This window comes from Mycobacterium sp. MUNTM1, from assembly GCF_054660795.1.
This window is the reverse complement of sequence record NZ_BAAGDE010000049.1, coordinates 1-13,411: the sequence shown is the minus strand read 5'-3', so window position 1 is coordinate 13,411 and position 13,411 is coordinate 1. Positions and strand designations below refer to the sequence as shown.

The window sequence follows — 13,411 nt, the reverse complement described above, 5'->3', positions numbered from 1 at the left end:
GGGGGAATTGATAGCTCCAGCCGCAGCAGTCCCCGGGCATGGAGTGCCAGGAGCGCCGAACTTCGACCACGGCCCGATCTCCGATGCGCTGGAGGGGCAACTGCAGGACTGGTTGAACCGGCCGGTCCAAGACATTCTGAACCAATTTCACATGGGCCAGCTGCCCAATGTCAGCCCGCAGGACTTCTTTCCATCCGGAGGTGGGCAGCCCGCTGAGCTCACCGGGGCCTCGGGCCTTGGCGGGGGCGGGAACAACTTGATCGGCGGGATGCTCAAGCCGGCCACCGACTTGCTTGGCACCGTCGGTAACGGCATTTTCCAGGGGATCAACCCGTCACAGTTCGCCAGTAGCATCGGGCAGGCATTCCAGCAGGCCGCCGGCGGCCTCCAGTCGGCAATGGGTTCGATGATGCAGGGCACCGGCGGTGGCGGCGGCTGGGCCGGCAATACCGCGGGCCAGATGGCCGCGCACACCGGTCAGACCCTGGCCCACGGGGCTGCGACCGCAGGACAGACCGCCGGGCTGGCCGGCCACTACACCACCGCGGCGGCGGACTCCTCGCAGGGGTACGCGCGGCTGATCGAGGCCATCCAGCAAGGCCAGGACGAGCTGTCCGCCCTGGCGGGTGGCTTGCCGTGGACCGGGGCCAACATGGTCGAGTCGGCCAACCGGACGGCCGCTCGTGCGACAGCGATCGTGACAGAACTGGAGAGCACCCTGACCGCCGAGGCGGGTGCCACCGCCGCGACCGGTGCTCCGGTCGAGGCCGCCAGCCAACTTCCTCAGATGGCCAGCGGCCTGATGAGCTCCATGATGTCGGTGGGCAGCGGCTTGATCTCGCCGGCGATGTCGGTCGGCATGCTGCCGATGTCGGTCGGCATGCAGGGCATGCAGGCCGGACTCCAGGCAGGCACCTCGCTGATCTCGTCGGTGGGCAAGGGCGCCGGCGGGGCCGGCGCGGGTGCCGCCGCCAATATGGCTGGGAACAGCGCGCGCTTGGTGAGCGCGGCGACGCACGCGGTGGGTGGCGGCGGCGCCGGTGGTGGCGCGCTGGGTGCCACCACGCCCGCACGCGCGGTACCGGCCTCGCCGATGATCCAGCGCGAAAGCGCCGCAGCGGTGACGTCGACTTCGATCGCACGGCCCGCAGTCGGCACGGCCGGGACGGGCGGTGCGGGAATGGGCGGCGCCGGAATGATGGGCGGTGGTCAGCATGCAGGCAAGGCCGGGGCGGGGAGCGGTAACCACACCACGGCGTCGTTTTTGCACACCACCGATCAAGGCGGCGAGATCGTCGGGGACCTCGGAAGCGCCAGCCCGCCGGTGATCGGGGAAGCCGACCCCAATACGGACCCGGACGTCAAGCTGCAGATCTAGAGAGCAATCACAGTAAGGAGGCCACAATGGCCGATAACAGAGGTGTGTCTTTCGAGCCCGCCGGCGTCAACGACGTCAGCAAGCAACTCGATGAACTCGCGGACCGGATTCAGCACGTCATGGACACCGAAAAGCCCCACCTGTCCGCAGTCGCGTCGGGCCATGATGAGGTGTCACAGCGGGTTGCCCAGACGGCCAACCAAGTGCACGACGCATTCACGAAGGTGGCAGACCAAGGAGCCAACGAACTCCATGAAGCGGCGGCTGCGCTGCGGTCGCACTCCGGGCGGATCGAAAACGCAGACCTAGCCTGACGCATTCAGATTGGTGGGGTATGCCGCATTGGCTGAATGAGACTGTGAAGGGGGGCCTTACGTGGGATTTACCAATGTTGTGTGGGAATCACGCAGCACAGAACAGCTGGCGCGCGATCTCACGACCGGACCTGGCCCCGCCTCGATCGGCGAAGCGGGCGCCGCATGGATCCGAGTAGCCAGCGAGTTCGCCAAGATTTCTGCAGATTACGACAAACTGCTTGAGCGCCTTCAGCATTCGTGGGAAAGCGAAGCCTCCTCGGCCGTAGCCCGCAGGCTGCAGGACTTTGGTAGATGGCTGCAGGCAACCAGCCTCGGCGCGGCCGCGAACGGACGCCGGATCGAAGAGGCCGCCGTCGCCAATACCAGCGCCATCCTGTCGATGCCGACCGTTTCCGAGGCGGTAGAGGCCAGAGCCGCGCAGGAGATGGCGTCCGCACTGTCGGCGTACAACGGCGCGATCCTCACGGGCTCATTTGCCCAGCTGGACGAGGCTGCCACGGCCAACCAGGCGGACGCCGCCGCGGTGATGAACCGCTACGAAGACGCTGTAGCCGAAATGGCCCAGCCGTGGGAGCAGGTGCCGCCGCCACAGGTCACTAACGGCGACGCCTTGAAGGCCGAGAAGAATACCAAGTCCGGCGGCAAAGGCCACGGCGGCGGTGGCGGTGGTGGCGCGGCGCGGCAATTGACGCCGGCAACCGCGAACCTCGTCAAGACTAGCGATGAGCCCAAACAGCTGAAGAAGACGGGCTTTACCAGCAGTACTGGCGGTGGCAGCGGCGCTGGGATGGGACGCGGCGGTGGCTACGGTCCGATGGGCGCCATGGGACGTGGTCAGAGCGAGGGGCGTGAGCACGAGTCGATCCGCCCGGCCGCTTCGTTGGAAGGCGCTGGGGAGCCAGGCGCAGGTCTGTCGGAGGCGGGTCAGTCCTGGCTGCCGGCAGCTCAGCAGAACGACTCGCCGTTCACGGTTTCGAATGTGAGCTGGGGACCCAACACCGCAATCTTCGACGACCTTGCGGCACCCGAACCGGCTGCGCCAGAGGGATTCGCGGACGAGCCGCAACGGACACTGCAGCAAGTGTCCGATCGCTGGGTCTCACCGCCGGTCATCGGCGACGACCACGAGGCAACCCTGTGACCACAGCGCTCGCTCCGCAGTACGTCGTCACCGAAGATGAATTGCAGGTGATCGGTGCTCGGGTCGGAATAGAGGAATTTCCGGTAGTGCTCGGCGTGCGCCGCCGATACGGCACCGTTGATGCTCTCACCGAAGCGTTCGATCGCGCGACCGCTGGCCTTGTCGGCCGGGGGCTCATCGTCGACGGTGCCGTCTCGTCCGGCCTGGTACCCCTGCTGCAGGCATTGCGCAGGCCGGATCGGGAGTTGGCGACGCGATTCGTTACTCCCGAGGGCATCGCCCGAATATCGGTTGTGCGCCGGGGCAACTCGGCGGTGTTGGCGCGACGCGTGAACGACGAAATCTTGCTGCGGATGCTCGCCGGCAGCCCCGACCTCGCGACGGCATCCCGGGCGTTGGTCGGCGAGATCCCGCGCGCCGAGGCGGCCCAGATCTCGCCAGTGGGTGCGCCGCTGGAGACCATCGGCCACAAGTTGTTGGGGACGCACGATTCAGCGCAGCTAGCTGACCGGATCCGGACGTTGGGAGCGGACCCCCGCACGGCGATGGTGCTCGGTTCAGCGCTCGCCTCGCGCGTCGCCTTCGCCGAGACCGTCTACTATGCGCTGGACAGCGACCAGGATCGCCTGACTCGGCGTCCGGCGGCCGTTGGGGTGTTCTACACCAAGCGAGGCCGAATCGTCGGCGCGCCCAGTGCATCGCCCACCGGACAGCTTTGGAGCACTCTGAAGCCTGGCTCGGATCACGCGTTGATTCAAGCGATCAGGCAACTTGTCGAGTTGTCACACGAAGCGTGGGAAGCCGACTAGATCGCACCGTCCCCATTCCCAGAGCCCCTGGGACCGTTGGCGTTCGACGGAGGACCACAGGCGCCCGGATGGTCGCCGCGGCGACCGGAAGCATATGACTGGGGAAGAAGCGACTGTTAACCGAAGGGTTACTGGACTCGCTGGTTGAGAGTCAGCGGGGATCCGCCCACGGGCCGCCCATGGCCGGCTGGCATCAATGTAGGGGATGGCAACGCTCGCGCATCGAGATCGACCACCTGATGTGCACTGACCTTGCGACGAATCATGTTCTGGGGCGCGGTGCCTGACCGCCGTGTTCGGCAAGCGACTGCAATCGGCGCAGTGCGAAGGCACGCGCACGCCCAGACTCGGGAACCACCACGCCGGCCCATAATCCCTCGATGGCCGGCGTCTGGCATGCATCGCGTGCACACTCCCACCGCCGCGGACACACCCGACAGAGCGCCACGGCGCCCGGGTCGGGATCGGTGGTAGCCCAGCGATCGGGATCTCTGGTGCATGCCGGAATCGACTCGCGGGTGGGGTCTTCGGGCGGCGCCATAGCTACAGTCATCGCTTTCCCTCCGTTTTCGATGCGAGCGATCGCTTCGATGCGATGACTATAGCTGTGCATTGCGGCATAGTGCAACATTTAATACGTGCCTATAGCGATTTAGTTGTGGCAGCTGTGGCCCGCGGCCTGGGCGGCTCTGCTCTGCGGTGACGCGACGCAGCCTCGGGAAATGGACGCATACGCGGTAGAGCTGCGACGCAGGCGCGAGACCGTCATCCCCCGACCTGGAAACATGGTGAGGCACCTTGCTAAGGCGCCGCAGAAAAGGTGTAGCATCCTGGTGGAGCTGTTCGGGGAAGGTTGTGGCGAGCAGCGCAAGTCGTAGCCGAGGAGAGTCAGTAGTGGCAGCCGAACACGCCGGGTCAACGACGCTGACCGTCCACGTTGAAGGGCAATCCTGCACCCTGTGCCCCGCCGACGGCGTAGCCGTTATCGGTCGGGACAGCGGGGCAGCGGTGCGGCTCGCCGACGATCGAATTTCGCGCTGGCACGTTCGCCTCGAGCCACGGGCGGAGGGCTGGCAGGCCATCGACACGAGCACCAACGGCCTTTATGTCGATGGAATACGTCGCAGCTCGGTGCTCATCAGCGGCGCCACCACCGTGCACCTCGGGGATCCCGCCGGGATCCCAGTCGTGCTCACGCCCAGCGATGCGGCCGAAGCCATGCAAGTCGTCGCGGTCGACCAACTGGCCGACCCCGACGCCGAACAGTGGTGGGAGGGCGACGTTGATCCCGGCATCATGCGGGCCGGGCGGGCAGTCGCGGCACGCAGGAACGAGTTGGAGATCACGCAGCGCAGCCTGGCCCGAGACAAGATCATCAACGCCGGAACCCTCAGCGCGTTGGAAAAGGGACGCAGCTGGCCCCGCCGCAGCACCCTGGCCCGGCTCGAAAAGGCGTTGGACTGGGCCCCCGGCACGATCGCGCGCCTTCGCAGTGGCGATCCGGGCGGACCCGGCGCCGTTGCCGGCCCGTCTTCCGTGCTCGTCAGCCGCTCCGCGGGCCCGCGCGAGGAGGCGACCGAGGTGCTCACTGACACCGTGCACGCACCTCTGATGGCAGAGGCCGTCGAGTTCGCCATGCACAACATCAACGCGCGGGTGACCGACCTGCCCGATCCTGCCGATGCCGCCTTCACGCCAAAGGCCACCAGCATCCTGGTTGACCTGCACAAACTGGAAACCCTCGCCGCCACCGCCGCGCGCACCGCCAAGGGCAGCCCATCGGTCGTGTTAGCCCTGAGCACAGTGCGCCGCACTTACAACGATCTGATGATGCGCGCGGCGCGCTCGCCATCGGCGACGTTGGGTCAGCGGCTCTATGAGGCCCGCCACCGCGCGGAACTCAGCCTGGAAGAGGCCGCGAACGCTGCAGGGCTACTCCCCGCGGTCTTAGGCGATGTCGAAGCCGAACGCCCCGTCCCCGCCGACGCGGCCGGGGCCATCGAGAATCTCGTCGCCCAGCTAGCCACGAGCCCGACCAACTAAACGGCACCGCCGCCGTGTCGATCCTGCAGGGTCTCGGTGATTCCTGAGAAACACCGCCATCGCTGCCAACGAGACGCGGCGGTACTAACCGGGCAAGGCGTGGCGTCGCGCTGGCCGCCCCGCAGGCCGGCCGCGCCTATGCCAGGCGCGCCCGGTCCGCGAACAGCGTGTCCCCCAACCCATGGCGATATAGCGGTATCAACGAGAACCGAGGAAACATGACTGACCCACAGGACCATCAGCGACGCGACATCGCCTTTGCATGTCCAAGCCAGACCGCTTCTGCAAAGAGGGTTTTCACGACAAATATCGGCGGTGCGCTAGGGATCCTGCTGGTTGCCATCGGCATGGTGGTCGTTGGGATCAACGCCATGACCCGCCTCGATAACTGCGGCCACCACGCGATGTAGCAAGACGAGTTGTGCCCGAATACCAGCAGCCGCACCGGAAGTCATTGGATCAACGACTAGCAACATCAGAAGTCGCGGAATCACCGCCTCGCGGTGGGCATGACGTCCGGCAGCATAGTGTTTTTGGCCACCAGTGCCTGGTCGTCGGCGTTCGGCGACTTCCACCAAGGCGCATCAGCGCAGACATTTTGGCAGCGCGCCACAGCCGACGCCCCCCGCGATACGAGACCGTGAACACACCAAGGGCGAGGCCCTGCGGGCATGCGAGCAGGACACCTCGACGAGCGAGGAGTGGTGATGAACTACAGCTGGTACCAGGCCTATACTCCGCGCCCAACGACCAAGCGCGCCATCCGCATAACGAGGCCTTCAGCCGGAAGGGTTGTCAAGGCATTCCTGATCGTCATGGCGATCGTGTACTTCGCTTCTGTCCTCTATACGTGGGCCTGGATCGAAGATTCCGGCATGGGTCTTAAGCCCGGCGAATCTATCGTGGGCATTCTGTTTGCGATCGCCGTCGTCAACATCTTCTGGACACCCCTGACCATGACGGTCACTGGTTGGATCCTTATCCCAGTGGCCCTCATTCTGGCGGTCCTTGGCGCCTCAATACGGCGGGTGCCGGTGCCCACGCGCCCCGCGCGACGCCGAGCCGGCGGCGCCGGGCAAGGGCACTAAGCGTCAGCACGCCAGCTGGGAAGGCTCGCGCGAGAGCTTCTGGAAAACGGCGCAATTGATTGCGATGCGGAGATCAACGCGATGGCCGACTACTCGGCTGCACATCTGAACTCAAGGACACCGGTCGCAGACCATAAGGAGCTCAACGGCTTACACGAACCGTGCGCGGCGCCGCCGACATCGCCGCGGCGCTCGCGCTTGACGTCTAAACTCGGTTTGAGAGTTTTCTCCGCACGATCGCCAGGAGGTCCCCGTTGGTGGACGAGCCTCCGCTGGGCGCCACCACCCAGGAGTGGCGGCGCACGCCTTCAGAGTTCGGCCCCTATCAATTGAAACGGCTGTTGGGTCGCGGTGGGTTCGGCGAGGTGTATGAGGCCTTCGATACGGATAAGAACCGAACCGTCGCGCTGAAACTTCTGCCGCCGTCGTATTCGGCTGACCCGAGTTTCCGCAAACGGCTATTCCGAGAGGCCAGCACCGCCGGCAGGCTCAACGAACCGCATATCGTCCCTATCCACAACTACGGCGAGATTGAAGGACTGCTCTTTATCGATATGCGGCTGATCCCAGGCCCGGATTTGCGGTCCGTATTGAACGAGCACGGGCCGTTGAAACCCGCGCGGGCAGTCTCGATCGTCGGCCAGATCGCATCGGCGCTTGACGCCGCCCACGCCGAACGGATAATCCACCGCGACGTCAAACCCGCCAACATCCTGCTGACGCCCGACGACTTCGCCTGCCTCGTCGACTTCGGCCTGGCCAATGCGGCCACCGACGCCAAACTCACCAGCGCCGGCACCACCATCGGCACCTTCGCCTACATGGCCCCGGAACGCTTCACTGACGAAGAAGCCGACCACCGTTCCGACATCTACGCCCTGGCTTGCGTGCTCTACGAATGCCTAACCGGCGCCTCCCCCTACCAAAGCAGCGACCGGGCCGCGCTGATTGCCGCCCACCTGACCACGCCAGTCCCTCGACCCAGCCAAAATCCAGGTGTCCCAGCCGGTTTCGACGAGGTCATCGCTCGGGGGATGGCCAAAAAACCTGGCGACCGCTACTCAAAGGCCGGTGAGCTGGCCGCCGGCGCCCGCCGCGTGCTCGCCAGCGCGCCCCGCGACGCCTCCATCATGGGCGCCACGGCCGCGGAGATACAAGCAACCGCTACCACCACAGCGAATCCGCCGACCCATCGCCAGCGCAGGATCGTCCTACTTGCCACCGCTGCAGTCGTCATCCTGGCGGCAACAGCGGTGCCCCTCTGGCTCAGCAACCACACCAGCAATCCTGCGGCCACCATCCCTCCGAAAAATCCAGCGGTGCCGGCCTCGATCGCGCGCATCGCGGCCACCATTCCGGTCGGCAAACGCCCCGAGGCGGTAGCCGTGGACCCCAAGGGCCACACCGCATATACCGCGAACTACGAGGACGGCACTGTATCGGTGATCGACACCGTCAAACGCACCAACATTGCCACCTTGCAGGTCGGCAATGGCCCGGTCTCGATGGCGGTCGACCCCGCTAGCCACACCGCCTGCACTGCCAACAACCGCGACGACACCGTCTCACTGATCGATACCACCAGCGGCGCCGTCACCGCCGCGGTCAAAGTGGGCACCAACCCCTGGGGAGTCGGGATCGACCCCGTCGCCCACGCGGCCTATGTAGCCAACATGTGGGACTACAGCGTCTCAGTGATCAACCTCGACAGCCACACCGTTACCGCCACCATCCCCGTCGGCAAAAACCCATACGGCGTCGCCGTAGACCCCGCAGCCCACACCGCCTACATCGCTAACAGCAGCGATGGCACCTTATCGGCGATCGATACCCGCAACCACAACGTCACGGCCACCATCCCCGTCGGCAACGACCCACGCGGCGTCGCGGTCGACCCTGTCACCCATACGCTCTACGTCACCAACGAAGCCGAGGGCACCGCGTCCGTGATCAACCCCGAAACCCAACAGGTCATCGACAAAATCCACATCGGGAACAGCCCCTACGGCGTTGCCGTAGACCCAAATATCCATACCTTCTATACCGCGAACCACGACAACGCTGTATCGGCGATCGACACGAAAACGTTCACCGTCAGCGCTATAAGAATCGGTAAAAACACCTTCGCGGTAGACGTCGATCCCACCACACACATCGTCTACACCGCCAACCACGACAACACGGTGTCAGTGATCGAGCCGGGACAACCGTGATACCCCAGCCGAGTTCTATACGATTCACGGCACCCATAAACCCACACGAAAGAGATCAGCGGTGAGTCAGCCCCCACGCAGCGCGATCATCGGCGCCGGCATGGTCGGCTCGGTACACGCACACGCCGTCCACCGAGCTGGCGGCCAGCTCGCCGCAGTCTGCGCCAGTACACCGAAAAGCAGCGAGGACTCCGCCAGGCGGCTCGGGGCCGAGCGCGCGGCCACGGCGGAAGAAATCTACGCCGCCGACGACATCGACGTGGTGCACATCTGCACACCCAACAATGCCCACCTCGAGCAAACCATCGCCGCGCTAGCGGCAGGCAAACACGTCATTTGCGAAAAGCCCTTGGCGACAACGGTTGCCGATGCTGCAGCACTCGTCGCAGCCGCCGAAAAGGCACGCACGGTCGCAGCCGTGTCTTTCATCTACCGCTTCTACCCAATGGTGCGCGAAGCACGCTACCGCATCGCGGACGCCACGGTGTGGCTGATGCACGGCGGCTACCTGCAAGACCATATGGCCGAAGCCGACCCGACCGGCTGGCGATCCGACCCCAGCCAAAGCGGTATCTCAATGACTTTCGCCGACATCGGTTCCCACTGGTGCGACCTGGCCGAATTCGTCACCGGCCACCGCATCAACAGCGTTCTCGCCACAGAAGCTGCCGCACCACGCCGAGGTCTGCGCCAAGACGATGGCGCAGTGGTGACCTTTCGCACCGACCGCGGTGCCATCGGAAGCCTAGTCGTCAGCCAGGCCTCGCCCGGCCGCAAAAACGAGCTGTCGTTCTCCTTCGACGGCCGCCAAATCGCGGTCCAGTTCAACCAAGAACGGCCCGACGAGCTCCTTGTCGGCACACTTGCCGCCAAGACGCTCCTGGTGCGCGATGGGGAAGCACTCGATCCGCGCAGCGCGCGCTACTCGTTGCTGCCCCCCGGCCATCCACAGGGATATCAGGACTGCTTCAACTTGTTCGTCGCCGACGTCTACGAGGCCATCCGCACCGGCACCCCACCTGAAGGGTTACCGCTGTTCTCAGATGGCTTGCGCGCAGCCACGATTCACGCCGCAGTGGCCTCCTCGGTCATGAGCCGAGCCTGGACGGATGTGGCTGATCACCAACGGCCAATGGCCGCCGCGGAACCCGATCCGGCGTCAGGATCCCGACGATGAACATCGCACCGGTGCGGCTTGCCCTGATCGGCCTGGGCAACATGGGCAGCGCACACCTGGAGTTCTTCACCCGTCTGCAACCCCGCGCACAGATCAGCGCGCTGGCCGACAGCCACGTTCCTTTCGCCGAACGCGCCGCCGCCCAGGTGCCGGCCGCTACCATTTTCTACGACCCAGTGGAATGTGTGAACAAGGCCGACGTCGACGCTGTCGTGGTGGCCACCGCCGACGATACCCACCATGAAATCGTGCAAGCGTGCATCACACGCCGCCTGCCCGTGCTTTGCGAAAAACCCCTCACCACAACAGCGCACCAGTCGCGGCAGGTGGTAGACGCTGAACGCAATGCCGGCCGTCAGCTCGTGCAAGTCGGCTATATGCGTCGCTTCGACGCCGACTACCAACACCTGCACCGCACCCTGCATTCTGGAATCATCGGTAGACCCGTACTGATCGCCCAACGCCACCGAAATCCATTGGCAGTCATTAAATTCAACGAAACAGAACTGATCACAAGCTCCGCGTCCCACGACATCGACGTCTTCCGCTGGCTCACTGGCGAAGACATCCGAGAAGTATCCGCCACAAGCACCACCAGCCAGGACGGATCCACCGTGATTGTCATTCTCACTGTGGTCTCGCGCTCTGGCATCCTCGGCGTCATGGAGCTTGGCCGCGGACCGGGGCTGAAGTATGACATCGGCTGCGACGTCGTCGGCACAAATGGAACCGCTGCCCTTCCCTCGCTCACCGACGGTCCTGCCGCCGATAGTGTTGCGACGCAAGCGAAACCGGACGCCTGGATGCAACGCTTCCACAGCGCCTACCGAGCACAGGACGCCGCATGGCTGGCCTCGTTGGCCTCCGATACCCACACGGGACCATCCGCCTACGACGGATACGCCACGAACACTGTCATCGACGCCGCGTTGGCCGCATTGGCCAGCGGCCAACCGCAGCCCGTAGGCCAAGAAGTCGCCGGTACTTCTGGGCCCTAGCCGCGCTCCAGCTATTGGCTAGGCCAATATAGGCTTCTCCGCGAGTCGTGTTGGAGCACAACGGTGCTCAGCACAAGCCGATTTACTCCGCGCGCCATCGACGTCCGGCGATAACGTGTCAAGCCCCGCCATTCCCTGACACAATGCGTCGTCACACCGCGTTAGCGTGAACGCGCCGCCTACGGAGCGATAGACACGACCCCCAAAATGCTTGTGGCTCAGACAACATTCGTTGTCTGAGCCACAAGACGGTTTCAGTGGGTTAACCCAGCCCTTGGTTGTCGGCAGCCGTGATTCCTTCGGCGCCTTCGAGCGAGTGCTGAATGGCGCGCTTGTGCTGATCGGCCGCCTCTTGAACAGCGGACCGGAAGTGCGCCATCTGCGTCCGGGTTTCCGCACCCGACTGGCCCTCCATCAGGGGGCCCAACCGGTGCTCCAGGTCGTCCAGCTCCTGGTTGATGTTGTCAATTTTCGTCATCGCATCGAGCAAGTCGTGGTGCTGTGCGGCAGTCTGAGTGCCGACTGCAATTTGGTACGACATTTGAGCTAGCCCTTCCTAGTGTTGGTCTGCGCCGTGGATCCGGGCGACGGCGTCTTGGGCGGCATGAATCAGCTGGTTGCCGCTGCGGGTGACGTCTTCCATGTTCTGCTGGAAGCTAGCGTGCGCGCTCTGGTGATGATCGTGCACATTACCCGAAAAACTGCTGCTCAGCGCGTGTGTTTGCTGGTCGATGTCTTGCATCTGCGAGACGATGCGGTGAATGAGTTCTTGCCCGTCGCTTAACGCTTGGTCAGCTTCTTGAACGGAAACACTTACCCCACTGCTTTGGTCCATTTCTTTCTCCTTATCGATTGGACCGGGCGCTTCGGGAGTTCCAGCGGATGGCATTCCCGATGGTTCTTCCTGAAATCAAAGGCTAGCAGAACCGCAGGGGGTCTTCTCGCGTTAATTTCCGAGCATTCCCCGGCGCCCACAGGCGGCTCTCTGCACGCACGAAGGCACTGATCAAGGCGGTTTCGCGGGTATCAGCAGCCGCAACGTTCTGCACGCCCACGATTCGAGGCCTACCTCTGCTCGCGCGACGGCACCAGCCGCCCGAAGTTTTCCGATACGGCACCGGCCAGATCGAGATAAGCCTGGAACGTCGCCGGTTTCAACAGTCCGAAGTCGATATCGGCACCTTCGGCCAAGTGCGGGTCGAATGGGATGAAGTGGATCGAGCGGCAGCGCGCCGCGAAATGATCGTGCAGCTTGTCCAGCTTCAATGCCGCCGACCCCGGTCGTGACGCGCTCAGTACGACGTGTGCCTCGCGGACCAAGCCCGCGTGACCATGCTGCATCAACCAGTCCAAAGTCGCCGAAGCGCTGCGGGCGGCGTCGATGGCTGGCGAGCTGACCAGAACGATCGTGTGCGCCAGATCCAGCACTCCGGCCATGGCCGAATGCATGATGCCCGTCCCGCAGTCAGTGAGGATGATGTTGTAGTAGTGCCGCAAGATGTCGACCGTGCGCCGGTAATCAGCTTCGCCGAACACCTCGGATATCGCTGGATCCTGCTCGCTGGCCAGCACCTCGAGGCGGCTGCTCGCCATCCGGGTGTGATTGCGAACATCGGAGTAGCGATTGATATGCGGGTCTGAAAGTAAGTCGCGCACCGTCGATCTCGTCGAGGCATCGCGAACACGTTCGGCGAGCGTGCCGCGGTCCGGATTGGCGTCAACGGCGATCACCCGATCGTGGCGGACCATCGCCAGCGTAGACCCCAAACCCATTGTGGTTGTGGTCTTTCCGACGCCGCCTTTGATCGACAACACCGCAATCCTGAAATCGCCCGCGATGGGCTGGCGGATCTGGGCCAGCAGATTCTCCTGTCGGCGCTCCTTGCGAGATCCGCCAGGGTTGACGTGCCCAGCGGTCGCTTTGTGTACCGCCCGCCGCCAGCCGGACTGCGGCGCATGCAGGTTTCGGTTGGTGATCTCGGCCTCGTCCAACGACGTCGGCACCCGAAACGCCTGCGGCGTTTGATAGCCCGGCGGTGGCGCGGCGGCGTGCGGCGGAGGCGCCCACCCAGGCGGCGGGGCCTGGGAGTCAGGCGTCGGTTCGCCACGGTATTCAGGTGGCGGTTGGGCAGCGTGCCGAGGCGGCACCCAGCCGGGCCGAACTGCAGGCGGCGGGAGGGCACGGTCTGCAGGCGGAGTCTGCCACCACCCCGGCGGCAGGGGTGGCGCGCCGGGCGGGGGCGGAGG

At 64.7% G+C, this 13,411-nt stretch carries 14 protein-coding genes; 10 read left to right on the top strand and 4 right to left on the bottom strand.

Annotated elements, in window-relative coordinates:
• Positions 1-43: 43 nt before the first annotated feature.
• The 4 genes from ACYQ8K_RS23070 (at position 44) to ACYQ8K_RS23055 (ending at position 3,645) form a co-directional block, all read left to right on the top strand.
• Entirely contained in the window at positions 44-1,378 is a 1,335-nt protein-coding gene (locus tag ACYQ8K_RS23070) for a hypothetical protein (RefSeq protein WP_459972629.1), read from the top strand.
• A 26-nt stretch (positions 1,379-1,404) separates the two neighbouring features.
• Positions 1,405-1,692 carry a PE family protein gene (locus tag ACYQ8K_RS23065; RefSeq protein WP_459972627.1) on the top strand — a complete coding sequence of 96 codons (288 nt, stop codon included), beginning with the start codon at positions 1,405-1,407 and terminating at the stop codon, positions 1,690-1,692.
• 61 nt (positions 1,693-1,753) lie between these two features.
• Positions 1,754-2,836, top strand: a complete 1,083-nt coding sequence (locus ACYQ8K_RS23060) for a PPE domain-containing protein (protein ID WP_459972625.1) — start codon at positions 1,754-1,756, stop codon at positions 2,834-2,836.
• On the top strand, positions 2,833-3,645 hold the full coding sequence (locus ACYQ8K_RS23055) for an ESX secretion-associated protein EspG (RefSeq protein WP_459972624.1): 813 nt from the start codon (positions 2,833-2,835) through the stop codon (positions 3,643-3,645). The genes ACYQ8K_RS23060 and ACYQ8K_RS23055 overlap by 4 nt, the downstream gene beginning before the upstream one ends.
• Positions 3,646-3,907: 262 nt before the next feature.
• Here the strand turns inward: ACYQ8K_RS23055 and ACYQ8K_RS23050 are convergent, their stop codons facing one another.
• Positions 3,908-4,186 (bottom strand): WhiB family transcriptional regulator, encoded by a 279-nt coding sequence (locus ACYQ8K_RS23050; protein ID WP_459972678.1) that lies wholly within the window; start codon positions 4,184-4,186, stop codon positions 3,908-3,910.
• 314 nt (positions 4,187-4,500) lie between these two features.
• Between ACYQ8K_RS23050 and ACYQ8K_RS23045 the strand changes: the two genes are divergently transcribed.
• From ACYQ8K_RS23045 to ACYQ8K_RS23020, 6 genes are all read left to right on the top strand, one after another.
• Positions 4,501-5,688 (top strand): FHA domain-containing protein, encoded by a 1,188-nt coding sequence (locus tag ACYQ8K_RS23045; protein WP_459972622.1) that lies wholly within the window; start codon positions 4,501-4,503, stop codon positions 5,686-5,688.
• A gap of 218 nt (positions 5,689-5,906) precedes the next feature.
• Positions 5,907-6,098, top strand: a complete 192-nt coding sequence (locus ACYQ8K_RS23040; RefSeq protein WP_459972620.1) for a hypothetical protein — start codon at positions 5,907-5,909, stop codon at positions 6,096-6,098.
• A gap of 297 nt (positions 6,099-6,395) precedes the next feature.
• Positions 6,396-6,776, top strand: a complete 381-nt coding sequence (locus ACYQ8K_RS23035; protein ID WP_459972619.1) for a hypothetical protein — start codon at positions 6,396-6,398, stop codon at positions 6,774-6,776.
• A gap of 257 nt (positions 6,777-7,033) precedes the next feature.
• On the top strand, positions 7,034-8,989 hold the full coding sequence (locus tag ACYQ8K_RS23030) for a protein kinase domain-containing protein (RefSeq protein ID WP_459972617.1): 1,956 nt from the start codon (positions 7,034-7,036) through the stop codon (positions 8,987-8,989).
• Between the two features lie 61 nt (positions 8,990-9,050).
• On the top strand, positions 9,051-10,166 hold the full coding sequence (locus ACYQ8K_RS23025; RefSeq protein WP_459972615.1) for a Gfo/Idh/MocA family protein: 1,116 nt from the start codon (positions 9,051-9,053) through the stop codon (positions 10,164-10,166).
• On the top strand, positions 10,163-11,164 hold the full coding sequence (locus tag ACYQ8K_RS23020; protein WP_459972613.1) for a Gfo/Idh/MocA family protein: 1,002 nt from the start codon (positions 10,163-10,165) through the stop codon (positions 11,162-11,164). The genes ACYQ8K_RS23025 and ACYQ8K_RS23020 overlap by 4 nt, the downstream gene beginning before the upstream one ends.
• Before the next feature lie 262 nt (positions 11,165-11,426).
• On the opposite strand, the gene ACYQ8K_RS23015 is transcribed toward ACYQ8K_RS23020, so the two are convergent.
• The 3 genes from ACYQ8K_RS23015 to ACYQ8K_RS23005 form a co-directional block, all read right to left on the bottom strand.
• Positions 11,427-11,642, bottom strand: coding sequence for a hypothetical protein (locus ACYQ8K_RS23015; RefSeq protein ID WP_459972611.1), 216 nt, complete (start codon positions 11,640-11,642; stop codon positions 11,427-11,429).
• Positions 11,643-11,720: 78 nt separating this feature from the next.
• Entirely contained in the window at positions 11,721-11,999 is a 279-nt protein-coding gene (locus ACYQ8K_RS23010; protein ID WP_459972609.1) for a hypothetical protein, read from the bottom strand.
• 230 nt (positions 12,000-12,229) lie between these two features.
• Positions 12,230-13,411, bottom strand: a 1,182-nt coding sequence (locus tag ACYQ8K_RS23005; protein ID WP_459972608.1) for a MinD/ParA family ATP-binding protein, incomplete at its 5' end; no start/stop codon positions are given.